Origin of the sequence: Nocardia sp. NPDC047654, assembly GCF_043205035.1 — a bacterium.
Lineage (GTDB): Bacteria > Actinomycetota > Actinomycetes > Mycobacteriales > Mycobacteriaceae > Nocardia.
The window spans coordinates 1,065,310-1,089,016 of record NZ_JBIDDF010000001.1 but is presented as its reverse complement, the minus strand read 5'-3'; the positions used below and the strand labels follow the sequence as shown (position 1 = coordinate 1,089,016).

Annotated in this window: 20 protein-coding genes; 8 read left to right on the top strand and 12 right to left on the bottom strand. The window is 69.0% G+C overall.

Annotated elements, in window-relative coordinates; genetic code table 11:
• Positions 1-7 precede the first annotated feature (7 nt).
• The 3 genes from ACGF7Y_RS05200 to ACGF7Y_RS05190 all read right to left on the bottom strand — a co-directional run bounded on the left by ACGF7Y_RS05200 (position 8) and on the right by ACGF7Y_RS05190 (position 3,687).
• Positions 8-1,183 (bottom strand): AAA family ATPase, encoded by a 1,176-nt coding sequence (locus tag ACGF7Y_RS05200; protein ID WP_393229406.1) that lies wholly within the window; start codon positions 1,181-1,183, stop codon positions 8-10.
• Positions 1,184-1,316: 133 nt separating this feature from the next.
• Positions 1,317-2,735, bottom strand: a complete 1,419-nt coding sequence (locus ACGF7Y_RS05195; protein WP_393229403.1) for an NlpC/P60 family protein — start codon at positions 2,733-2,735, stop codon at positions 1,317-1,319.
• A 379-nt stretch (positions 2,736-3,114) separates the two neighbouring features.
• Positions 3,115-3,687 (bottom strand): DUF6676 family protein, encoded by a 573-nt coding sequence (locus ACGF7Y_RS05190; protein ID WP_393229400.1) that lies wholly within the window; start codon positions 3,685-3,687, stop codon positions 3,115-3,117.
• Positions 3,688-3,973: 286 nt separating this feature from the next.
• On the opposite strand from ACGF7Y_RS05190, the gene ACGF7Y_RS05185 reads away from it, so the two are divergent.
• The gene (locus ACGF7Y_RS05185) at positions 3,974-6,793 is read left to right on the top strand and encodes an aconitate hydratase (RefSeq protein ID WP_393229397.1); all 2,820 of its coding nucleotides are present in this window, start codon (positions 3,974-3,976) and stop codon (positions 6,791-6,793) included.
• 308 nt (positions 6,794-7,101) lie between these two features.
• Positions 7,102-7,680 (top strand): TetR/AcrR family transcriptional regulator, encoded by a 579-nt coding sequence (locus tag ACGF7Y_RS05180; RefSeq protein WP_393229394.1) that lies wholly within the window; start codon positions 7,102-7,104, stop codon positions 7,678-7,680.
• A 76-nt stretch (positions 7,681-7,756) separates the two neighbouring features.
• Here the strand turns inward: ACGF7Y_RS05180 and ACGF7Y_RS05175 are convergent, their stop codons facing one another.
• On the bottom strand, positions 7,757-8,551 hold the full coding sequence (locus ACGF7Y_RS05175) for a hypothetical protein (protein ID WP_393229391.1): 795 nt from the start codon (positions 8,549-8,551) through the stop codon (positions 7,757-7,759).
• A gap of 160 nt (positions 8,552-8,711) precedes the next feature.
• Entirely contained in the window at positions 8,712-9,218 is a 507-nt protein-coding gene (locus ACGF7Y_RS05170; protein WP_393229388.1) for a MarR family winged helix-turn-helix transcriptional regulator, read from the bottom strand.
• Positions 9,219-9,289: 71 nt separating this feature from the next.
• Here ACGF7Y_RS05170 and ACGF7Y_RS05165 point away from each other — a divergent pair, with 71 nt between their 5' ends.
• The 3 genes from ACGF7Y_RS05165 to ACGF7Y_RS05155 all read left to right on the top strand — a co-directional run bounded on the left by ACGF7Y_RS05165 (position 9,290) and on the right by ACGF7Y_RS05155 (position 11,569).
• The gene (locus ACGF7Y_RS05165; protein WP_393229385.1) at positions 9,290-9,796 is read left to right on the top strand and encodes a cupin domain-containing protein; all 507 of its coding nucleotides are present in this window, start codon (positions 9,290-9,292) and stop codon (positions 9,794-9,796) included.
• Between the two features lie 343 nt (positions 9,797-10,139).
• Positions 10,140-10,595 carry a hypothetical protein gene (locus ACGF7Y_RS05160; protein WP_393229382.1) on the top strand — a complete coding sequence of 152 codons (456 nt, stop codon included), beginning with the start codon at positions 10,140-10,142 and terminating at the stop codon, positions 10,593-10,595.
• 44 nt (positions 10,596-10,639) lie between these two features.
• A complete protein-coding gene (locus ACGF7Y_RS05155) occupies positions 10,640-11,569 on the top strand; it encodes a hypothetical protein (protein WP_393229379.1) in 930 nt (309 codons plus the stop codon).
• Between the two features lie 383 nt (positions 11,570-11,952).
• Here the strand turns inward: ACGF7Y_RS05155 and ACGF7Y_RS05150 are convergent, their stop codons facing one another.
• Positions 11,953-12,183, bottom strand: coding sequence for a helix-turn-helix domain-containing protein (locus ACGF7Y_RS05150; protein ID WP_040867425.1), 231 nt, complete (start codon positions 12,181-12,183; stop codon positions 11,953-11,955).
• An 81-nt stretch (positions 12,184-12,264) separates the two neighbouring features.
• Positions 12,265-13,896, bottom strand: a complete 1,632-nt coding sequence (locus ACGF7Y_RS05145) for an ABC-F family ATP-binding cassette domain-containing protein (protein WP_063053191.1) — start codon at positions 13,894-13,896, stop codon at positions 12,265-12,267.
• Between the two features lie 167 nt (positions 13,897-14,063).
• On the opposite strand from ACGF7Y_RS05145, the gene ACGF7Y_RS05140 reads away from it, so the two are divergent.
• A complete protein-coding gene (locus ACGF7Y_RS05140) occupies positions 14,064-14,828 on the top strand; it encodes an SDR family oxidoreductase (RefSeq protein WP_393229375.1) in 765 nt (254 codons plus the stop codon).
• A 40-nt stretch (positions 14,829-14,868) separates the two neighbouring features.
• On the opposite strand, the gene ACGF7Y_RS05135 is transcribed toward ACGF7Y_RS05140, so the two are convergent.
• Positions 14,869-15,675, bottom strand: a complete 807-nt coding sequence (locus tag ACGF7Y_RS05135) for a hypothetical protein (protein ID WP_393229372.1) — start codon at positions 15,673-15,675, stop codon at positions 14,869-14,871.
• 102 nt (positions 15,676-15,777) lie between these two features.
• Positions 15,778-17,988, bottom strand: a complete 2,211-nt coding sequence (locus tag ACGF7Y_RS05130; protein ID WP_393229369.1) for an MMPL family transporter — start codon at positions 17,986-17,988, stop codon at positions 15,778-15,780.
• Between the two features lie 522 nt (positions 17,989-18,510).
• On the opposite strand from ACGF7Y_RS05130, the gene ACGF7Y_RS05125 reads away from it, so the two are divergent.
• A complete protein-coding gene (locus ACGF7Y_RS05125) occupies positions 18,511-19,611 on the top strand; it encodes a lycopene cyclase family protein (RefSeq protein WP_393229366.1) in 1,101 nt (366 codons plus the stop codon).
• Between the two features lie 7 nt (positions 19,612-19,618).
• Entirely contained in the window at positions 19,619-20,593 is a 975-nt protein-coding gene (locus ACGF7Y_RS05120; RefSeq protein ID WP_393229363.1) for a Ku protein, read from the top strand.
• A gap of 32 nt (positions 20,594-20,625) precedes the next feature.
• On the opposite strand, the gene ACGF7Y_RS05115 is transcribed toward ACGF7Y_RS05120, so the two are convergent.
• The 3 genes from ACGF7Y_RS05115 to ACGF7Y_RS05105 form a co-directional block, all read right to left on the bottom strand.
• Positions 20,626-21,246, bottom strand: coding sequence for a hypothetical protein (locus ACGF7Y_RS05115; protein WP_393229361.1), 621 nt, complete (start codon positions 21,244-21,246; stop codon positions 20,626-20,628).
• 121 nt (positions 21,247-21,367) lie between these two features.
• Positions 21,368-22,696, bottom strand: a complete 1,329-nt coding sequence (locus tag ACGF7Y_RS05110; protein WP_393229358.1) for an NAD(P)/FAD-dependent oxidoreductase — start codon at positions 22,694-22,696, stop codon at positions 21,368-21,370.
• A gap of 350 nt (positions 22,697-23,046) precedes the next feature.
• A complete protein-coding gene (locus tag ACGF7Y_RS05105) occupies positions 23,047-23,475 on the bottom strand; it encodes a DUF4189 domain-containing protein (protein ID WP_393229356.1) in 429 nt (142 codons plus the stop codon).
• Between the last annotated feature and the right edge of the window lie 232 nt (positions 23,476-23,707).

Below are 23,707 nucleotides of genomic sequence, written 5' to 3'. Positions count from 1 at the left end.
GCCGAGGTCACTTCGGCGGGAGGGTGCCCGCGGGCTGCGACTGCTGCCCGTTAGGCGGCTGGGGAACGGCCTGCTGCGGCTGCGGAATCTGCTGCTGCGGGGCGCCCTGCGCCGGGGCGGCGGGCGCGCCCGGCGCGACGGCCTGCGGGGCGACCTGCGGCAGGCCGACCGTCTGCAGAACGCGCTTGATGACGTCCTCCGGGCTGACCTCGTCGGCGAGCGCGTCGTAGGACAGCACCAGGCGATGGCGCAGCACGTCCGGGATCACCTCGACGACGTCCTGCGGCACCACGTAATCGCGGCCGCGGATCAGCGCGACCGCACGGGCCGCGGCGATGATGCCGAGGCTGGCGCGCGGGGAGGCGCCGTAGGAGATCCAACTGGCTACGTCCTGCATGCCGAATTCGGCCGGTTTGCGGGTCGCCGCGATCACCCGGACCACGTAGTCGACCAGAGCGTGGTGCACGAAGGTATTGGCCGCGACCTTCTGCAGGCGGATCAGGTCCTCCGGCGCCAGGATGCGGCTCGCCTCCGGCGGGGTGACGCCCATCCGGTAGATGATCTCGCGCTCCTCCTCCACCGAGGGGTAGTCGACGACGACCTTGAACAGGAAGCGGTCGCGCTGCGCCTCGGGCAGCGGGTACACGCCCTCGCTCTCGATCGGGTTCTGCGTCGCCATGACCAGGAACGGATCCGGCATCGGGTAGGTCTTGCCGCCGATCGACACGTGCCGCTCGGCCATCACCTCGAGCAGCGCCGACTGCACCTTGGCGGGCGCGCGGTTGATCTCGTCGGCGAGCACGAAGTTCGCGACGACCGGGCCGAGCTCGGTGTCGAACTGCTCGCGGCCCTGCCGGTAGATGCGGGTACCGATGAGATCGGTGGGCACCAGGTCGGGCGTGAACTGCACCCGGGCGAACGAACCGCCGACCACCTTGGCGAAGGTCTCCACGGCGAGGGTCTTCGCGATACCGGGAACGCCTTCGAGCAGGACGTGACCGCGCGCGAGCACACCGACGAGCAGTCGTTCGACCAGGCGGTCCTGGCCCACGATCACCCGCTTGACCTCGTAGATCGCCTTCTCCAGGGTCTGGACGTCACGCTCGAGGGTGCTGGGCGTGGAAGCCGGCGTGTCCTTCGCCGAGTTCACTCCGCTCACACCGTCCGTCGAAGTCACCAACATCCCCGCTTTCGCCTTGGTCCTGTGCGTGCTGCCACAACTATTCCAGGTAATCACCGCCTGTGCCGCAACCGGACCCGACAGAATGGGAATTCGGCGGCCCCGCGGCCACGCACAGTACCCGGAATGTCCGATATCAGGAGACTATGCGCACCGCGAACGGCATGATGCCGCCCTCCCGGACCGGGGACACCTTGACCACGTCGCCGGATTCCGGCGCCTCCACCATCTTCCCGTCGCCCAGATACAGGGCCACGTGCTGACTGCCGTTCGGCCCCCAGAACAGCATGTCGCCGCGTTCGCGGTCATCGACCGGCACCCGGGTGCCCGCGTTGTACTGGTAGCCGCTGTAGTGCGGCAGCGAGACCCCGATGCCCGCGAACGCGTAGACCATCAACCCGGAGCAGTCGAAGCCCACCTTGTCGTAGTCACCGTGGCGGTCGGCCACACCGCCGTCGCGGATGCCCAGCGTGGGCCCGTCCTCGTCGCCACCACCCCAGGCGTAGGTGACGCCCAGCTGGGACATGGCCCGATCGACCACGATCTCGATCGCCGACGAACCCCCGACCGACGGCGCGTCCGGCCGGGGCGCGCTGCGCCGCGCCGGTGGCGAATCCTCCAACTGGGTGTGCGGGCGCTTGCCCGCGCCCAGTTCGGCCGCGCGATCTTGGGCGGCTCGGTCGGCGGCCGCGCGGGCGGCGGCGGCCGCCGCGGCCGCGCGGACCGCGGCCTCCTCCGCTTTGCGCAGTGCGTCCCAGGCCAGGTATGCCTCGCGCTGGTCCTGTAGCCCCGCCACGTTGTGACGCGCCTGATCCAGCCGGCCCTGGGCGTCCTGGCGCTGCCGCAGCAGGTCGTCGCGCTGGGCGGTCTGGCGGTCGAGTTCGGCCTTGGCCGCGGCGACCGCGTGCTCGGCGTCGGTCTTGCGCGCCGCGGCGACGGCGGCGGCCGCGTCGGCGTCCGACTTCGCCCGCCGGGCGCTGGAGTTCTTGTTGCCCTGATCGATCTGTGCGCGGCGCAGGCCGTCGAGCACCTGCTGGCGGTTCTTGGAGACGAGGTCGAGCAGCTGGGCCCGGTCCAGCGCGACCGCGGGCGTGGCCGCGGCGAGGTAGGTGACCATCGAGTCGGAGCCCGGCCGGGTATAGACCTGGGTGGCGAACTGGTCGAAGTTGCGTCGCGCCTGGCCGACCCTGGCCCCGGCGTCGGCCAAGGCGACTTGGGTGTCCACCACCACGACGGCGGCCGCGTCGGCGGCGTCGCGCGCGGCCTGCAGGTCCACCAGCGCCTTGTTGACGGCTTCGCGGCGCCGCGCGACGGCGTCGTCGAGCTGCCCCAGCTGGTGATCGACCACGGCGACCTGGTTGACCAGGGTGCCGACCTCGGCGACCCCCGCGTCGACCTGTGCGCCCGCCTGCGCGATCTGGCCGTCGCTGGGATTTGGCGGAGGAGGCGGCACAGCGACGACCGGCCCGGCCGTGACCACTACAGCGACCGAGAACAGCAACCCCGCAGCGATCGTTATTCGGCGCCGGTAGGTCAGCGCGCCGTTGTTGCGCATCACACCTCCAAGGACCGGATTCCGGTAATCCTCGAGGGCATCAGGCGAACCATGACGCACCGTGGTCGACGGATGGCCTCTGGGAACACTTATTCCCCATCAGGGATCATTCGAACCGTAAGACACTTGCGTCACCGACGAAACAACATTCACACAACTATGCGGCTCAGCTTCTCAATTGCTGAAAGTTTGCTAGATGCGGTCGTTGGTTCATTCAGGTAGAACGAACCAACTGTTCCGAAAATTAGCTGAATAAAAACTGGAAGCGCTGGTAATCCCCGTAGACCCACCTGCGACAGCCTTCGCATCCAGCGAAGAATCAGGCGAGGGAGACAGCAGGCGACGGCGACATCGCGCAGCCGAAACGGCGAGCCTAGGGCTACTCGCCCTCCGGGGCCCGCCGATCGCTCGCCACTCGCACCGGCTCGGCGTCGTTCGCCGCGCGCCGGACCTTGAGCCAGTACAGCCCTGCGATGGCCGCCGCAGTCCCCACCAGCAGCGTCCCGGTGATCGCGGTCCAGGACATCGACTCCGGCGTCTCCAGGCGGGCGACGAAGATGCTCGCGGCCTCCCCGCTCTTGCCCTGGGTGCCCTTCGCCGCGTCCTCGGCCCATTCCAGCCGCACCCGGCTGATCGCGTCGCTGTAGGTGCCGATCCAGTCGTCGCTGAAAACGACGACAGTGCCGTGCTGCGTCTTGCCCACCTCGGTGGCCAGGTCCCGTAGGCTCGAGTCGTGTCCTGGATTGCCGGGGACGACCACGATGCTCAGCGGAATTCCCTGCGATCGCGCCTCCGCGGCGATGGTGGCCAATTCCGCCTTGTCCTTTCCGGTCAGCGTCGCGACGTGATCGTCGGCCAGGTCGGCGTTGAGCGAGCGCACGGTGTCGGTGGTGACATTCGGCGGCAATTCGGCGGCCATAGGGGTGAAAACCGAGTTGAGCGGGGCGGTCATCTTCCATCCGGTCTGTCGAGCCGCATCGGCAACCGAAGCGACGGGCATCCAACACTGCAGGTCGAGCAAGATCCCCCTTGCTGGCTCGAAAGCACAGTACGCGACGGAGTGTCGCATTCCGCGCGCACGGCACGCGGAACCGCCCCCTGGTGTTTCACAGGACAAGCGTACTGTTAAGGTCGTAGGCGCGAGGAACCGGCGCTCCAGCGGCACCGGAGCACCTCCGAAGACTCGGCCGCCGGCACAGCCCCGTCGGCGGCCGCCCTCACAGACGAGTGGAGCTGACGTGACGACAAGTATCGATACTTTCGGCGCCAAGGGCACCCTCGAGGTGGGAAGCAACTCCTACGAGATCTTCCGCCTCTCCGCCGTGCCCGGCACCGAGAAACTCCCCTACGCACTCAAGGTCCTCGCGGAGAATCTCCTCCGCACCGAAGACGGCGTCAACATCACCGCCGATCACATTCGCGCCATCGCGAGCTGGGATCCCTCGGCGCAGCCGAACACCGAGATCCAGTTCACGCCCGCCCGCGTCATCATGCAGGACTTCACCGGCGTGCCCTGCATCGTCGACCTGGCCACGATGCGCGAGGCCGTGGCCACCCTCGGCGGCGACCCGGACAAGGTGAACCCGCTCGCCCCCGCCGAGATGGTCATCGACCACTCCGTCATCATCGACGTCTTCGGTCGCGCCGACGCCTTCGAGCGCAACGTCGACATCGAGTACCAGCGCAACGGTGAGCGCTACCAGTTCCTGCGCTGGGGTCAGACCGCGTTCGACGACTTCAAGGTCGTCCCGCCCAGCACCGGCATCGTGCACCAGGTCAACATCGAGCACCTGGCCCGCGTCGTCATGGTCCGCAACGGCCAGGCCTACCCCGACACCTGCGTCGGCACCGACTCGCACACCACCATGGTCAACGGCCTCGGCGTGCTCGGCTGGGGCGTCGGCGGCATCGAGGCCGAGGCGGCCATGCTCGGCCAGCCCGTCTCGATGCTGATCCCGCGCGTCGTCGGCTTCAAGCTGACCGGCGAGATCAAGCCCGGCGTGACCGCGACCGACGTCGTGCTCACCGTCACCGACATGCTGCGCAAGCACGGCGTGGTCGGCAAGTTCGTCGAGTTCTACGGCAAGGGTGTGGCCGAGGTGCCGCTGGCCAACCGCGCCACCCTCGGCAACATGAGCCCCGAATTCGGTTCCACCGCGGCGATCTTCCCGATCGATGAGGTGACCGTCGAGTACCTGCGCCTGACCGGCCGCTCCGACGAGCAGGTCGCGCTGGTCGAGGCCTACGCCAAGGAGCAGGGCCTCTGGCACGATCCCGACACCGAGCCCGCCTACTCCGAGTACCTCGAACTGGATCTGAGCACCGTGGTGCCGTCCATCGCGGGCCCGAAGCGGCCGCAGGACCGGATCCTGTTGTCGGAGTCGAAGATCGCGTTCCGCAAGGACATCCACAACTACACCAGCGACGCGGAGAGCGGCCCCGCCGCCGACACCCCGCACAGCAAGCTGGACGAGGCCGTCGAGGAGTCCTTCCCGGCCAGCGACCCAGCCGTGCTGTCCTTCGCCGACGACGGCTCCGATTTCACGCCGTCGGCCGCGAACGGCGCGGAGGGCCGCCCGAGCAAGCCGGTCAAGGTCTCCACCGCGGAGTACGGCGACTTCGTGCTCGATCACGGCGCGGTGGTGGTCGCCTCGATCACCTCCTGCACCAACACCTCGAACCCGTCGGTCATGATCGGCGCGGCCCTGCTGGCGCGCAACGCGGTCGAGAAGGGCCTGGCCCGCAAGCCGTGGGTGAAGACCTCCATGGCGCCGGGTTCGCAGGTCGTCAACGGCTACTACGAGAAGGCCGGCCTGTGGCCGTACCTGGACAAGCTGGGCTTCAACCTGGTCGCCTTCGGTTGCGCCACCTGCATCGGCAACACCGGCCCGCTGCCGGAGGAGATCTCCAAGGCGGTCAACGACAACGACCTCACCGTCACCGCGGTGCTGTCGGGTAACCGCAACTTCGAAGGCCGCATCTCCCCCGACGTGAAGATGAACTACCTGGCCTCCCCGCCGCTGGTCATCGCCTACGCGCTCGCGGGAACCATGGACTTCGACTTCGAGAACGACCCGCTGGGCAAGGACACCGAGGGCAACGACGTCTTCCTGAGGGACATCTGGCCCTCGCCGCAGGAGATCCAGGACACCATCGACCGGGTCATCAGCCGCGACATGTTCCTCGAGGACTACAAGGACGTGTTCCGGGGTGACGAGCGCTGGCGCGGCCTGCCCACGCCGGAGGGCAAGACCTTCGAGTGGGACGCCGAGTCGACCTACGTGCGCAAGCCTCCGTACTTCGAGGGCATGCCGCAGACCCCGCAGCCGGTCACCGACATCAAGGGCGCCCGGGTGCTCGCGCTGCTCGGCGACTCGGTCACCACCGACCACATCTCCCCGGCGGGCAACATCAAGCCCGGCACCCCGGCCGCCCAGTACCTGGAGGCCAACGGCGTCGAGCGCAAGGACTACAACTCCTACGGCTCGCGCCGCGGTAACCACGAGGTGATGATCCGCGGCACCTTCGCCAACATCCGGCTGCGCAACCAGCTGCTCGACGACGTCTCGGGCGGTTACACCCGCGACTTCACCCAGGAGGGCGGCCCGCAGGCGTTCATCTACGACGCGTCGCAGAACTACCAGGCCGCGGGCATTCCGCTGGTCGTGCTCGGTGGCAAGGAGTACGGTTCGGGCTCCTCGCGTGACTGGGCCGCCAAGGGCACCAGCCTGCTGGGCGTGAAGGCCGTCATCACCGAGTCGTTCGAGCGCATCCACCGCTCCAACCTCATCGGCATGGGCGTCATCCCGCTGCAGTTCCCCGCGGGCGAGTCGGCCGCGTCGCTGAAGCTCGACGGCACCGAGACCTTCGACATCGAGGGCATCACCCAGCTGAACGAGGGTGCCACCCCGAAGACCCTGAAGGTCACCGCCACCAAGGAGAACGGTGACAAGATCACCTTCGACGCGGTGGTGCGGATCGACACCCCCGGTGAGGCGGACTACTACCGCAACGGTGGCATCCTGCAGTACGTGCTGCGGAACATGATCAGGGCCTGATCGCGCCGCCTTCGGCGGCGCGTGTTCGCGCCCCTGAAGTCTCGTGTTTGCGCGCCCGAGACTCGCGCCTGCGGCGCATACGCTTCGGGCACGCAAACACGAGACGGGCGCGAACGTCGCTCGTAAGACTCGCTCCCGCGGAGTTGCGTCAGCGCAAGCGGCGGCGGGTCCGCGAGCACCGGTTGTCAGTGCTCTCGGCACCGCCGTCCCGGTCGCTCGGATCACCGCTCGCCTCGCTCGTACTGTGAGAACCCCCGCATCGGTGGACCGTCGATGCGGGGGTCCGTGTTTCCCCACTGGAGGATTCCGTGCCCAAGGTCAGTGACGATCACCTCGCCGCCCGGCGCAGCCAGATTCTCGACGGAGCACGCCGCTGCTTCGCCGAATACGGCTACGACGGCGCCACCGTGCGCCGCCTCGAGGAGGAGATCGGGCTATCCAGGGGCGCCATCTTCCACCACTTCCGCGACAAGGACGCGCTGTTCTTCGCCCTCGCCCAGGAGGACGCCGAACGCATGGCCGACGTCGCGGCCAACCAGGGCATCGTGCAGGTGATGCGCGACATGCTCGCCCATCCCGAGCAGTTCAACTGGCTCGGAACGCGGTTGGAGATCGCGCGGCGGCTGCGCACCGATCCCGAATTCCGCGCGGGCTGGACTCAGCGTTCGGCCGAGCTCACCGCCGCCACCCTGGCCCGGCTGGAACGCCGCAAGGCCGCGGGCGCACTGCGCGACGACGTGCCCACCGACGTCCTGCTCGGCTACCTCGATCTGGTCCTCGACGGGCTGATCGCCCGGATCGCCTCCGGGCACACCAACGAGAACCTCTCCGCCGTCCTGGATCTCGTCGAGGCGTCGGTCCGCTCCCCCGCCTCTCCGGGTCTTTAGGCCGGTACGAATCCTCGGGCGCGGGCAGCGACGACGAGCGCGGACCGATGGGACCGTCCGCGCTCGCGACAAGGGCTCAGTACGTCGTATTGATGTACTCTGCGGCGTGCGTGGTCCACGGGACGTTCGTCCCGGGCATGTGCTGGTGGTTGTAGAGGACGTGCTGGCCGTAGGGCCACGGGGTGAGGTAGCCGACGACGCCGCGGACCGCCGCGGTGTAGCGGTCGAGGTTGCCGATCGGGTCGTGCAGCAGGATCTCGAGCAGTTCGGCGAAGATCAGCGGTGCGACGTCGCCGATGCGGGCGCCCTCCACGAAGGAGAACGGCGAGATGCCCACGTCGATCACACGCAACGGCGAATTGCCCGGTGAGGCGGTGATGATGTCGCCGGGGTTGGCGTACTCGCGGACCGCGACGGATGCGGGCCACGCGCCACGCTGCCCGTGCAGGCCGAATGTGTTCGCGGGGCAGAGATTCCCGACCGACTGCCCGGCACGGCGCAGGGGGTTGGCGATGTTCACCACGAAAGCGATCTCCAGCGGCGTGCCGTTCGTGTTCTCGTACTTCCCCGCGTGCACGCCCTCCAGTATCCGGCTGGCGCAGATACCGCCGAGCGAATAGCTCAGCAGGCCGCAGACATTCGGCGAGTCCTGGATCGCCTTCACCCCGGCGGCGACGCCGAGCCGCACCGACGTCTCCAGCGAAGGGCCCCACGCCTCGGGCACCGGACCCACCGACGCGGGCCAATCCGGTTCGAAGCAGCTGAACTTCCCGGTGTCGAGTAGTTTCGTGACGTCGTGCAGCATGCCCGCGGGCGTTCCGTCGGAGTTGCGCGGCTCGCCGGTGCCGCGGAGAGTGATGATGTCGATCATCGTGGCCTCCTTGCACAACCGCACCGACCCCTTCGGCACGGAATCTCAAGGTAGACCCGCGGCGCCCTGCGGACACGAGTATCGGGCTACCTCATCGCAGCCCGAGTTCTCCCATGTAGAGCGCGATTCGGCGAATCGAGGGGTGCACGAGCTACCGCGACTACGCGCCCGGTTCCATACTGGTCAGCAGGATTCGCGCGATTCGGTCCAGTTCTGTCCGTTCCCCCGCGGTGAGTACCGACAGCATCCTGGTCTCGTTCGCGGTGTGCTCGGTGACCACGGTGTCGACCAGTTCCCGCCCCGCCGCGGTGAGGGCGACGCGCACTGCCCTGCGGTCCTGGGCGTCGGCGACGCGCCGTACCAGCCCCGCCGATTCCAGCCGGTCCAGCCGTCCGGTCATACCCGCCCGGGACAGCATCAGCGTGTCGGCGAGCACCGACGGGTTGAGTTCGAACGGCTCGCCCGAACGACGCAGCGCGGCAAGCACATCGAACTCGCCGCGTTGCAGTCCGTGCCTGCCGAACACCGCCTCGATCTCACGCTGGGCCACCACCAGCAGCCTGCCCAGGCGCCCCACCACGCCCATCGCCTCGAGATCGAGGTCCGGCCGTTCGCGCTCCCACTGCGCCACGATGGCGTCCACGGCGTCCGTTCTTTGCTCGGTCATGGACAGGATCTTATTCGGCAGGTTATAGTTCGGTAGCGAATTATCAATCACCGAACTAATTGGAGCCTCCGATGACCATCCCCGCTCCCCGCAAGGACGTCGCGATCCGGCAGCCGCAGGACGCGGAAGTCCTGCGCACCACGTCGGTTACTTTGCGCCTGCTGATCGACGCCGAGGAGGCCGGCGGCGGGCTGAGCACGCTCGAGGTGAACATGGATCGTGGCGCGGACGGCGCGGCGCCGCACTATCACACGCGTTCCGACGAGCTGTTCTACGTCGCCGACGGCGAACTGCAACTGCTGGCCGGCGACCGCATCGTCACCGTCGGCGCGGGCGGTTCCATCGTGGTCCCGAAATTCATGCCGCACGCCTTCGGCGCCACACCGGACAGCACGGCGCGGATCCTGATCGCGCTCACCCCCGGCGTGCAGCGTTTCGAGTACTTCCGGCTACTGGAACGGATCGCCGCGGGCGAGTCCACGATGACCGATCTCGCTGCCGCCCAAGACGAGTTCGACAACCACTTCATCGACGCGCCCGCCTGGTGGGCGGAGCGCAACGCGAATCGGGACCGATAGCAGACAGGGGCCCTGGATCCGACTGCGCGCGAGCGGATTCGCGTGAATCGCTCACGAAGCGGTCGCACCCGGCCGGGCCAGGGGCGCGAAAGTACAAATGCACAACCGCCACCATCGGGCTATGGACACCGGCCGTGCGGCATCGGAGAACAGCTCCATGATTGCGCTGTAAGTATTTCCAGCCTACCGGAAAACTTTCGGCACTCGGCCGTTATGGATCGGAATTCGGTTTGTCACAGGCCGGGAAATCTCGCGATACGAGCCGACAGCGCCCCTCATCGCGATATGATCGCTCACACGCTTGGGGGTCGTGGCAAATCGTGAGCAGATCGGAGAACCGGCTATGACCGACGCAATCCACCTTCCCGGGACGATGCCGAAGGATGACCGTGTTCCTCCGCTCCAGGGCTTGCTGGTCGCGGAATCGGACCGGCAGATCAGCGTGCGCGTCGCCGAGGGAACGTGGACGTTCAGTCGGTCCGATGTCCTGCGCGTGGTCGATTCCGCGGCACCCCGGACCGAGCAGGACGGCCGTCCGGTGCTGGTCGACATCCGCGCGGGCGCCACCGCCGATTTCACCCGCAGGCTGCGCATCGACCTGGTCGATCGGCCGATGACCATTCCGGAGTCGCCGTCGGAGGCGCTCGGTGACGAGCAGCTGCGTCAGCTCACCGAAACCTGGGCCGACCGGCTGCAACTCGTGGACTGCCCGGGCTCGGGCGGGGCGACGTTCACCTACTGCCAGACCAAATCGATCAACGGCAGCGACGACGGCATCAACTGCGACAGTCTCGACTGAGCGGCAGGCGGATGGCCGCACGCCGGCGCGGTTCGGTCCTGATCGTGTCCGAATCCGATGATCTACACGCCACCGCGATGGCGGCGACGCTGCGAGACCACCACGGGCTCGGCCCGATCCAGCTCGACCTGCGTGATTTCCCCCGCGAGTCCGGCAGCTTCCGGCTGGACCGGCTCGGCACCGCACGCTCGCTGTCGCACGTCATCGGCCTCGACGACGTTCGGTCGGTGTGGTGGCGGCGCCCGCACCCCGCGCGGGTGCCCGCGGGTGTCCGCGCCTCGGACAACGATTTTCGCCAGGCCGAGTGCGACGGGTTCATCCAGGGACTGCTCTGGTCCATCCCTGCCTACTGGGTCAACGACCCGGGGGCCGACCGGACCGCGGGACGCAAGATCGTGCAACTGGAAACGGCGCTGCGGGCCGGGTTCGCGGTGCCGGAAACGCTGATCACCAACGATCCGGACGAGGCGCGCAGCTTCGTCGAATCCAGGCCCGGCCCGGTCGTTTACAAACGCACCGGCACCAGCCGGGCGGAGTTCGCCGAGACCAGGATCATCTCCGAGGACGATTTCGCCAGGCTGGACGCGATCCGTTCGGCGCCGACCACCTTCCAGGACTACATCGACGCCACCTGCGACCTGCGGGTGGTCTGGGTCGACGGCGTCGAATGGACGGTGCGCATCGACTCGCAAGCGGGCGTCGGCAAGGTCGACTCCCGGCTGGACACGTCGGTCGATTTCGTGCCCGACCACCTGCCCGCCTCGGTGAGCAAGTCACTGGCCACGCTGATGGGCGCGCTCGGATTGTCCTTCGGTGTGCTCGACATTCGGCTCGGCCGCGACGGCGAGTACTACTTCCTCGAGGTCAACCCGCAGGGCCAGTTCGCCTACCTGGAGATCAAGACCGGTCTGCCGATCTTCCGCAGCCTGGCCAACCTGCTGGTGGACGGCGACGGCATGGTGGCAGGCTACTGAGTTCGCCCCCCGCGCCGGGCGCGGACACTCGCACAGACCCCGTGCCGGTCCAGCGGGGAACCAGCCATGGCGGGCCGGTACTACGCCAGATCACCGCGGCGCCGGATTGTGTTGCGCTTGCGACCGATACCGGCCGAAAGGCCGTCACCTGGCGAACCGACGATCCGGGTATCGGCGCCGCCGAACAGCTCGGCGAGACAGCATCCGGTTCGGAGGCGTCGACGTCGATCCGGTCGAGCGCTCCGAGCGCGTCTGATCCGTGGCCGGGCAAGCTGACCAGGTCCGCGGCAGCGGGGCTCCGCACCGCGCGGTTGCTTCCGTCGGCAACGTGTCCCCACGTGCGGACGGCCCTCGCGGCGCGAATCCCTCGCGCCGTTACGGCGCTATTGGCCCTTGCGGCGATTGGCTCCGCCCCGGCTGCGGAGCTGCACATGCGACTCCACCAGCACATTGTGGATGAAGCCGTAGGAGCGGCCGGTGGACCGCGCCAGTGACCGGATGCTCGCACCCGCCTCGTATTGTTTCTTCAGCTGGGTTTGTAGGCGATCGCGGGACTTCCCGGTGACGCGTGTGCCCTTACCCAATGTGGCCTTGCTTTGTGGCCTGTCGCTCATGGCTTCCTCCGAGTCGCCGAGCAGCGTCTTTCCAGGCTAAGCACTCAGGAGGCCATGATCAACGGGTTCCTGTGATGAAACTCACGCGAGCTGAATAAGTTCCAGATATTCGGCCGACCAATGGTCTTCTGTCCCGTCCGGGAGCAGGATCACACGTTCCGGAGACAGCGCCTCCGCTGCGCCCGGGTCGTGGGTCACCAGCACCACAGCGCCCGCGTAGGTGCGCAGGGCGTCGAGCACCTGCTCGCGCGACACCGGGTCGAGGTTGTTCGTCGGCTCGTCCAGCAGCAGCACGTTCGCCGCCGAGGAGACCAGACCGGCCAGCGCGAGACGGGTCTTCTCACCGCCAGAAAGGGTGCCCGCGGGCTGGTCGAGCTGCGGACCGGAGAACATGAACGCGCCGAGCAGGCCACGCAGATCCTGCTCGCCCGCGTCGGGGGCGGCGTGGCGGATGTTCTCCCACACGGTGGCGTTGTCGTCCAGGGTGTCGTGCTCCTGGGCGAAATATCCGATCTTCAGCCCGTGCCCGGGCACCAAACCGCCCGCCGTGGGCTGCTCGACTCCGGCCAGCAGACGCAGCAGCGTCGTCTTACCCGCGCCGTTGAGCCCGAGGACCACCACCCGGCTGCCGCGGTCGATCGCCAGGTCGACGCCGGTGAAGATCTCCAGCGAGCCGTAGACCTTGGTCAGGTTCTCGGCCATCAGCGGCGTCTTGCCGCACGCCGCGGGCTCGGGGAACTTGATCCGGGCGACCTTGTCGGCGACGCGTACGTCGTCGAGTTCGGCCAGCAGGCGATCGGCGCGCTTGGCCATGTTCTGCGCCGCAGTCGCTTTCGTGGCCTTGGCGCCGAGCTTGGCCGCCTGGGCGCGCAGCGCGCTCGCCTTCTTCTCGGCGTTCGCGCGTTCGCGGCGCCTGCGCTGCTCGTCGGTGGCGCGTGCGTCCAGGTACTTCTTCCAGCCCATGTTGTAGACGTCGGCCTCGCCGCGCACCGCGTCCAGGAACCACACCTTGTTCACCACGTCGGCGAGCAGTTCCACGTCGTGACTGATGACGATCAGGCCACCGTCGTGATTCTGCAGGAAGCCACGCAGCCAGGTGATCGAGTCGGCGTCGAGGTGGTTGGTCGGCTCGTCCAGCAGCAGGATGGTGTCCGAACGCCCGCCGCTGCCGTCGGAAGCGGCGAACAAGATGCGCGCCAATTCGATTCGACGCCGCTGACCACCGGACAGGGTGCGCAACGACTGACCGAGCACCCGGTCGGGCAGACCGAGGCTGTGGCAGATGCGCGCCGCCTCGCTCTCGGCGACGTAGCCGCCGAGCGCCGAGAAACGTTCCTCGAGCCGCCCGTACTTGCGGACCGCCTTCTCGCGTTCCTTGTCGTCGGCGACCTCGGCCATCAGCGCCTGCTGCTTCTCCATCTCACGGATCAGCGTGTCCAGGCCGCGTGCGGACAGCACCCGGTCGCGGGCCAGCACGTCCAGGTTGCCCTCGCGCGGGTCCTGCGGCAGGTAACCGATGTCGCTGGAGCGAAGAATCTTCCCGGCGTACGGCTCGCCCTCGCCGGCCAGGATGCGCAGCGTGGTGGTCTTGCCCGCGCCGTTGCGTCCGACCAGCCCGATCCGGTCGCCCGCCTGTACCCGTAGCGCCGGTCCGGGAGCGGACAGCAGGGTGCGGACTCCGGCCCGGACCTCCAGGTCGGTCGCGGTGATCACAAACTTCTCCTTGCGGATCGTGGGGCTGGGCGCGTGCTCGATTGTGCGACTCGACGCGCACAAGAACCACCGATTTTACCCGGGCCGCGGGGTGCTCCCCCATACCAGCACCCCGCATGTGACGGCGGTAACGGCTCATGCGATCGGCTGCGCTACCGTGCGATGCCATGAGTACCGATCTGTTGGGCAAGAGCGCTCTGGTCACGGGGGCCAGCCGGGGCATCGGCAAGGCGGTCGCGGCGGAGCTGCTCGGCCGCGGCGCGAACGTGCTGATCACCGCGCGGAAGAAGGAACCGCTGGAGGAGGCCGCCGCGGAGCTGCGCGAGCTGGGCCACCAGGGCCAGGTCGTGGCCTTGGCGGGCAACTCGGGCGTCGCCGAGGATCGGGCGGCCGCGGTCGAGCGCGCGGTCACGGAGTTCGGTTCGCTGGACGTCCTGATCAACAACACCGGCATCAACCCGGTCTTCGGCTCGCTGATGGATGCCGACCTGGACGCCGTGCGCAAGATCTTCGACGTGAACGTGGTCGCGGCGCTCGGCTACATCCAGGAGGCGTACCGGGCGTGGATGCGCGATCACGGCGGCGCCGTGGTCAACGTGGCCAGTGTCGCGGGCATCCGCTCGACCGGTGTGATCGCCGCCTACGGTGCGTCCAAGTCCGCGCTGATCCATCTCACCGGGGAACTCGCCTGGCAGCTCGGGCCGAAGATCCGGGTGAACGCGGTCGCGCCGGGCGTGATCAAGACGAAATTCGCCGACGCGCTGTACTCGTCGGACGAAGAGCGCGCCGCGAGCGTGTACCCGATGAAGCGACTGGGCAGTCCGGAGGACGTGGCGCGCTTGATCGGCTTCCTGGTCTCCGACGAGGCGGCCTGGATCACCGGCGAGACGGTGCGCGTGGACGGCGGACTGCTCTCCACCGGCGGGATCTGACCCGAGGCGGGACGGCCGTCCGCATCGGGGCCGACCTGCGCTACCGGAAGGCCAATGCGCCGATCGTGTCGGCGTGCCGGTAGCGCAGGTACTTCTCGACGGTCGCGGGGTCGACCGCGCCGGTGGCCGTCGCCAGCGTCACCACCACGAATTCCTTCTCGCTGCCGTCCTTCCACTTGCCGGTGGCGTAGCCCTTGATGTAGGTGCCGGGACGCAGGGTGAGGTCCGCGTCGGTGAACCGATCCTTCGCCGCGGCGGCCCGGCTCCGGTCGGCCATGCCGAGGACGAATTGGGTGAGCATGAGCGCGCCGCCTTCGGCGCGGTACACCAGCTCCGCCGCGTAGCCGCAGCCGAGGCTCGTGAGCTTGCCCGCCACCTCGATGGGGTGGCAGTCGGCGTGGTCACGGCCGTCGACCCAGTCGGCGTGCAACTCGACGCGATCGAATCGGAAGTCCCAGTCCTTCGCGAATTCGGTGTAGCTCAGCCTGCCCGACGAAGGATGCGTACCGCCCGGGGCGGGAACCGCGGGCAGCGTGCTGGTGACGCCACCCGCGCGCGTGGTCGCCTCGGCGGACGCGGCGGCCTGCGCGTGCCCTTGCACGCGTGAATTCGCCGATACGCCGACACCGACCGCCACCAGCACGGCGACCACGCCGACCGCCAGCGCGACGATCACGCCGGTTCGGCGCTCGGGCGCGGGCGGCCGCGGCGGCGTCTCCCATGCTTGCATCGGGTACGCGCTCGGCGGGGACATGCTTCCCCAGTCCGGCGCTTGCCGCGCCTGGTCCGATTTCCCGTAGTCCCCTTGGCTGCCGCCGCCGAATCCGGAACCGGACGGGTAGGTCATCGGGTCGCCCTCCACACTCCCGGCAGCCGTCCCACCCCGTGTGGGCCTCCCCGGAGCTGCCGGAGAGACCCTACCCGATCGGGCTCGTACGGTCGCCGTGGCTCAGAGGCGCGCGGGCTGGAGCCAGTCCTCCCGTCCCGCGACCGCCGCGGCGGCAGGCCCCTCTTCGATGCCGAACCGCCGGTGCAGTTTGCCCAGCGGGCCGGGCGCGTACCAGTTCCAGTGGCCGAGCAGTTCCATCGCGGCGGGCAGCAGGAAGCCGCGCACCAGGGTCGCGTCCACCAGGACGGCCAGCGGAAGGCCGATGCCGAACGCCTTCATGAAGGTGATGTCGGAGGCGAGAAAACCGAGGAAGACCAGCGAGATCAGCACCGCGGCAGCGGTGACGATCCGGCCGATCCGCTCCAGGCCGGAAGTGACGGCCAGCGCGTTGGACCTGGTGCGCTGGTATTCCTCCCGGATGCGCGCCAGCAGGAACACCTGGTAGTCCATGGCGAGACCGAACGCCACGCCGAACAGCATGACCGGAACCGTGGGCGGCAGATCGCCGGTGACGGTGAATCCGAGCAGACCCGACAGGTGCCCGTCCTGGAAGATCCAGACCAGCGCGCCGAAAGTGGCCGTCAGGCTCAGGAAGCTGAGCACCACCGCCAGCAACGGCAGCACGACGCTTCCGGTCAGCAGGAACAGCACCACCACCATGATCAGCACGACGAAGGCCAGCGCGTACGGCAGCGCCGAGACCACCGCGCCGATCGCGTCCGCGTTGGCCGCGGCAACGCCGCCGACCAGCACCTCCGAGGCGGCGGGCGTCGCGCGCACGTCGTCGGCGATCCGGTCGAGCACCGTGGGGTCGGTGGTGCCCGGGATCACCGAGAGATAGGCGGCGTTCTCGGCGCGGAAACCGTCGTGGGCGGCGGTGGGCGCGGCGAGCAGACCGCCGTGGCTGTAGCTGCCGGTGGCCGTGTCGACCCGGCGGACGTTCTCGATCTCCGACAGCTCCCGGGCGTAGGCATCCAATCCGGCGGCGCTGTAGGCGCTTTCGGGCAGCACCGCGAACAGCCCGTTCTGTTCGGTGGCCGCGAAGTCCCGCTGGATGATCTCGGTGACCTGACGGTTGTTCATCGACTCCGGCAGGGAGCGTTCGTCGGGGAAGCCGAGCTGCACACCGAGGAACGGCGCGCCCAGCACGAGCAGCAGGGCGGTCACCGCGAGCCCGATGGGCACGGGTCGCATCATCACGAACCGCGCCAGGCGGTGCCAGGCTCCCTCGCCGGGCGCGGGACGGGCGGCGCGCAGGAACCACCACAGCCGGCCGCTGTCGATCTTGGCGCCGAGCAGGAACAGGATCGCGGGCAGCACGGTCAGCGACACGGTCGCGGCGATCACCGCGACGGCCAGACCCGCGTAACCCATCGACCGCACGGCCAGCAACGGGAAGAACAGCAGGCCCGACAAGGCGACGGCGACGGTGACGGCCGAGAACAAGACGGTCCGGCCGGCCGAGCGCATGGTCGCGGCCACCGCGGCACCGGGCTGCTGACCGGCCACCAGTTCGTCGCGGTAGCGGCTGATCATCAGCAGGCTGTAGTCGATCGCCAGGCCGAGCCCCAGCAGCGTGGCGACGTTGGTCGCGGTCGCCGCGAGGTCGGTGACGCTCGCGATCAGCCACAGCGCGCCCATGGTGATCATCACCGTGATCATCGCGACCACCAGCGGCAGACTGGCCGCGACCAGACCGCCGAACACCAGCAGCAGTGCGATCAGCGTGATCGGGAAAGCGATCGATTCGCCGAGCACGACGTCTTTCTCACTCTGCTGCACCGTCTCGTGCAGCAGCATCGCGTAGCCGCCGACCCGCACCTCGAGCGGGCCGTGGGCGCCGCCGAACCGGTCGGCGAGGTCACCCACCCGCTGGTCGACCTCGGCCTCCTCGCCGAGGATGCTGGCCACGATCAGCCCTTTGGTGCCGTCGGTGCTGCGCAGCGCGGGCGATTTGTCGGTCCAGTACGACGTGACGCCCGCGACGCCGGACACCGACTTCAGCTCGGTGACCAGGTTGGTCGCCGCGGTGGCCGCGGCGTCGTCGTCCACCGACCGGCGAGTCTGCACCAGCAGCACGAAATTCGGGGTGGCCTGGCCGAAGGTATCGCGCAGCACCGCGGTCGCCCGGCTCGACTCGCTGCCGGGGTCGATGTAGCCGCCGCCCTGCACCTTGTCGAACAGCGTCGCGCTCAGCGTGCCCATCGCCAGTGCGAGCACCACGAACACGGCGAGGATCCACCGGCTGCGCCGCCTGGTCAGTTCGAACACTGCGTCTACCCCTAACTCGTTCCGGTCGAACCGCTTTCGCTCTGCGAGCTCCAGCGGTCGCCGGTCGGCAACCTGCCGGCGCGCCATCCGCGGCGCACCGGTGCGCCGACACCGCGCACTCGGCACCGGGGCCGGGTGCGTGCGCCAGCGCCCCGGCATCCTAGCAACGTGCGACAAACTACGGTGAGCGCGAACACATTCCGTCGGCGCGAGTCGCTGCTGTGCGCTGCGCCGCCTCCGCTCGGCTCCCACGACCGGAAAGGCCGTCGCGCTCGCCGGTACCCGTGCCCACATCTCGGCGGGTGACTCAGCCGCCACCACGTTTCGGCGGTCGATCCGGGCCGGTCACGTTTCCACGCGCGGGCTGCGCAGCCGGATCACCGCGACGGTGTTCGCGAAGAATTCCGTCTCGCGAGATCCCGGCTCACGGCCGACGCGGTGGCCGCACCCTTGTCGAGCGAGCGGATGAGAGGCTCGGACCATGCATCGCATCGCAGCCCCGCGAATCCGAACGGCCGGGAAGTGAGGCCCGACTTGGTCGTGTGCGGCCTCGGCCCCGCCGGTCGTGCCCTCGCACACCGCGCCGTAGCGCGCGGGCTCACCGTCACCGTGCTGGATCCCGCGCCGGAGCGCAGGTGGACCGCCACGTACGCGGCGTGGGCCGACGAACTGCCGGATTGGCTGGCGCCGGAGGTCGTCGCGGCGACGGTGTCCCAGCCGCTGGCCTGGGGAACGCGCGCGCACCGGCTGGACCGCTTGTACGTCGTGCTGGACACCGCGCGATTGCAGACCTCGCTGCACCTGTCCGATGCACACGTCGTCGCCGATCGCGCGGTCGACATCGCTCCCGAACACGTCACCACGGCCTCCGGCGCGACTATCACCGGCGGCAGAGTGATCGACGCGCGCGGACTCGCCCGCTCCCCCGCCCGGGCCGAGCAGACCGCCTACGGCGTGATCGTGGACGCGGGACGCTGCGCTGGTCTCGACCCGCTGTTCATGGACTGGCGGCCGGACAACGGCGCCGCCCCCGGCACGCCGCCTTCGTTCCTCTACGCCGTCCCGCTCGGCGACGAGCGGATGCTGCTCGAGGAGACCTGCCTGGCCGGCCGCCCCGCGTTGACGGGCGCGCAACTGCGCGCCCGCTTGCGCCACCGGCTCGGCGCGCGGGGCATCCGGCTCACCGGTGACGAGCCCGTGGAGCACGTCCGGTTTCCCGTCCAGGGAGGCCGTCCGGGGCCGCGCGGATTCGGGGCGGCGGGCGGCTTCCTGCACCCGGCGACCGGTTACAGCGTCGGCGCCACGCTGGCCGCGGCCGACGCGATGGCGGCGGGGCAGAACGTGTGGCCGGCCACGGCGCGCGTCGTCCACCGGTTGCGCAGCGCCGGTCTGCGGGCGCTGCTCGCGCTGCCGCCGGAAGACCTCCCGCTGTTCTTCGACACGTTCTTCACGCTGCCCCCGGCCGCACAGCGCGCGTATCTGTCCGGCCGCACGGACCTGGCAGGCACGGTCACGGCGATGAGTTCGCTCTTCGCGGCTCTGCCGGGACGGCTGCGTCGGCGTGTCGCGGTTGCGACACTCGGTTTCCGGTTCGCTCGCGAGGTCGAAGGGCTTCGGCCATGATGGGAACATGAGATCGATCTGGAAGGGCTCGATCGCATTCGGGCTGGTGAATGTTCCGGTGAAGGTGTACACCGCCACCGAGGACCACGACATCCGATTCCATCAGGTGCACGCCAAGGATGGAGGCCGGATCAAATACGACCGCGTCTGCACCGTGTGCGGCCAATCCGTCCAGTACACCGAGATCGACAAGGCCTACGAGTCCCCGGACGGCGACAAGGTCGTCCTGAGTGACGAGGACTTCGCGAAACTGCCCGTGGCGGAGAAGCACGAGATCCCGGTGCTGCAGTTCGTGCCGTCCGAGCAGATCGACCCGATCCTGTTCGAGAAGAGTTATTACCTGGAACCGGACTCCAGCACGCCGAAGGCCTATGTCCTACTGGCGCGGACGCTGGAGAAGGTCGAACGCACCGCCCTGGTGAACTTCACGCTGCGGCAGAAGACCAGGCTGGCCGCGCTGCGCGTGCGCGACGGCATTCTGGTGCTGCAGACGCTGCTGTGGCCCGATGAGGTCCGCTCCGTCGACTTCGAATCCCTCGACGGGGTGGCCGACCCGCGCCCGCAGGAGATCAAGATGGCCGAGACGCTCGTCGAGGCGATGTCCGACGACTTCGATCAAGAGCAGTTCACCGACGAGTATCAGATCGAACTGAAGCGCCTGCTCGACGAGGCGATCGCCAGCGGCACCGGCAAGGTGCCCGAGCAGCCGGAGCTCGCGCCGGCCGGAATGGACGCCGAGGTGGTCGATCTGGTCGCCGCACTGCAACGCAGCCTGGAGGCCAGTGGACGCCGGACTGCCGGCGGCGACGGGGCGGAGGCCGAGCCGAAGAAGACCGCGAAGAAGGCCGCGGCCAAGAGCGCAGGAGCCAAGAGCAGCGCGGGCAAGAGCAGCGCATCGAAGAGCACGGCCTCCAAGAGCGCGGCGAAGAAGACGCCCGCGAAGAAGGCGGCCAAGAAGGCTCCGGCGCGCAAAGGCGCCTGAGTCTCGGAGCGAGCCGCGACCGAGGGGCCGAGTCAGTCCTGCGCCGCGCGCCGCCTGCCTTCTTCGAAGAACTCCAGGAGTGCCGCGACGGTGTTCACCGCGCCGCGTGGCCTGACTGCGCCGAACGGCGCGTTCCAGAAATCGCCGGTTCGCGGGGTCCACGGTCCGATGTAGGCGTACGGGCCGGGATGGGCGTCGTCTCCCGGCGAGATCCCGTAGTTCACCTCATCGATCGTGCTCGCCAGGTCGAAATGCTCCGGCCACAGCACCGGTGTCACATCCGGCGCCAGGCAGCGCAACGCCTTGTCGCCCAGCGCCAGCCAGTCTTCGATCAGCCCGGCTGCCGAGGGATCCACCTCGATCGCCGCATCGGGATCGACGCCCGCGGTGGCCGCGTACACCCCTTCCGGCGGTCCGGGTTCGAAACCCGCGGCCCTGGCGACCTCCCGAAAGGTCCCCGCCAGCCGGGCACGCCCTTCCGGCCACACCAGCTCGTCCCCGACCACGGATACCGGCCACCGCACTCCCCCGAAGCCTCCCCGCACGACCCCCAACCGGATGGTGCCGAACTCTCGGAACTGCGGCCCGGCGATCAACAACTCCGCGACCGCGTGCAACCCGACTCGCGATCGCCGGTACGTCACCTCGTCCACCTCCGCATCATCTCCGCTGTGCACGGTCTCGCGCACGCGTTTGATCCGAGCAACGCGACGGGCGCGCAGGGCAGGAAGCCCGGGCGTGATAGCGGAGACACTCTCAGGCGCCTCCCGCTGCTCACGAAGGCCCGGTGATGCCCTCACTGCTGCCGAAGCTCGCTTCCTCGTGGCTCACCAGTCCGAGCAAGGCGAGGGGCCGCGGTGTCACCGCGATGGTCAGGTAGGAGACCGTGATCGCCCAGCGGTTCACCGCTCTCGGCACGGCGAAGGTGTGATAGGCGCGGGTCACCGCCTTCGCGGGCAAACCGGAGAGCCGCAGGCCCATCGGGTTCGCGACCGCGAAGCGCGGCCCGAGGTCGACGACCAGTCCCAGGTCGCGATGCTTGTAGTCGGCGGCCGTGCCGATACCAAGGCTGGCGGCGACGTTCCTGGCGAGTGCCTTGCCCTGCCGCGTGGCGTGCTGGGCCGTGGGCGGGGTGATCCGGCCGGGCTTGGTCAGATCCGGCACCGCGGCCGCGTCACCGCCCGCGAACACGTCCGGATGGCCGGGCACGCCCAGCTTCGCGTCGACGACCAAGCGGCCCTTCTCCAGCGGCAGGCCGAGCGTGCCGAGCACCGGCGCGCCGGTCACCCCCGTCACCCAGGCGACCGTGTGGGTGGGGACGACCGTTCCGTCGGTGAGCACGACCGAGTTCTCGTCGAGTTTCGACAGGGAGGTCTCCAGCCGGATCTCGATGCCTCGTTTACGCAGTACTTGCAGCACCTTGTCGCTGAGCCGCTCGCCGACCTCCGGCATCACCCTCGAGGCCGTATCGAGCAGAAGGAATCGCACTTCGGCGGGGTCGAAGCCGCGGCGCGCGGCGTAGGTGTCGGCGAGGGCGCGCAACTGCGCGATCAGTTCGGTGCCCGCGTAGGACGCCCCCACCACGACCACCGTGCGGCGCGCCCGCCGTACCTCGGGGTCCTCTTCGTCGTCGGCGAGCTCGAGCTGGCGCAGCAACTGCTCGCGCAGGTACAGCGCTTCGGCGACGGTCTTGAGCCCGCGCGCGTGCTCCGCCAGGCCCGGGATGTCGAACAGGCGGGTGACCGACCCCGGCGTGAGCACCAGCCGGTCCCAGGACAGCTGCCGCGGCGGATGATGCTCGCCAGCCACCGTGATCGTCTTGTTCTGCAGATCGACCGACCGAGCGTTCGCGACCACCAGTCGGACCCGTGGCAGCGAATCGGCCAGCGAGATGGCGACGAACCGGGGATCGAGCAGTCCACCCGCCACATCCGGAAGCAAGGGCGTATAGAGCAGGTAGTCATTGGGTGTGACGAGGACGATTTCGACGTCCCGTTTCGCTTTCGCCGCTATGCGGCAAAGCTTTTGGGCGCAGGTGAACCCCGCGAACCCGCTTCCGACGATCACGACCCGCTGCGGGCCCGCTGTGTTCCCATCCGGCACGAAGACCTCCTCGGCGTCAGCTCCCCGACGCGATTCCCGCCCGGAGTGATCCGAAACCGCGAGATCCGGCCCTCGGCCCGCGAAGGACGGCTCAGGCCGGCCGATGGCACGGTTCGTCCGTCGCTTCCGGGCGCTCCACCGGCGGGGTATGCACGCAGCGGAACCGGGTGGGCGACCGGTGGAGGAAGCGAGCCCGTGATGCGAAGGCTTCGAGGGACGAAACAGCTGGTCAGCGCGCTACAGCGGCGGTATTCGACTCGCAGGTCACGCTTGTCACGACGCTGATCCTCGCGAATGGGCGGGCCGGGCTTTCAGCCGTCACCCGGGCCGGAAAAGTCTGCGCCGGTGAGCTATCCGGCTGTCGACGTGCAAGCGGTCAATCGGACGCTCGCGGGCCGAGGAATCGCGCTGCCGAGACTCGGGAAGGGCGGAGCGCTGGGACCGAGAACCTCGATGGCCCGGCGTTCGGCTTCGGCGCGGGTGGGGCCCCATGCCCATCCGTGCTTCCCGTCGGCGCCGCGCACGACCGACCCGCAGGCATTCCAGAACTGCACGACCGTCTGGCAGTCGGTCACACCGCATTGGGCGCGGGCCGCGGTGTCGGCGGCAGCGGCGCTCGCGTAGTCCACCGCCGAAACGACGGCACCGGTACTGGGCGAAAGCGCCAGCGCTCCATAGTAGGTCGCCGCGCGCGCTTCACCCGCCGGTGCGCCGACGACGGCGCAGGTGGCGGCCGATACCGCCGCGAGCCCGAGGGCAGCCTTGTGCGGCAGCGACATGTGATGATCCTCCCCGTTTCGGACGACTCAGCGCTCAGATCATCGTCGGGCACAGGTGGTTTGTCGAAGTGCGGACTTCCCACCCCGGGCGGGTGTGCGGCACCGACGCCCGGCGCATCGGACGGCTCCCCATCCCGGCGTACGTCTCCACCCCGAACGGAGCGCCGGTCGATCCGACCGAGTGCGGCAAGGGCTGACGATGCACCGGGAACGCATCGGCGGGCACAGCCGA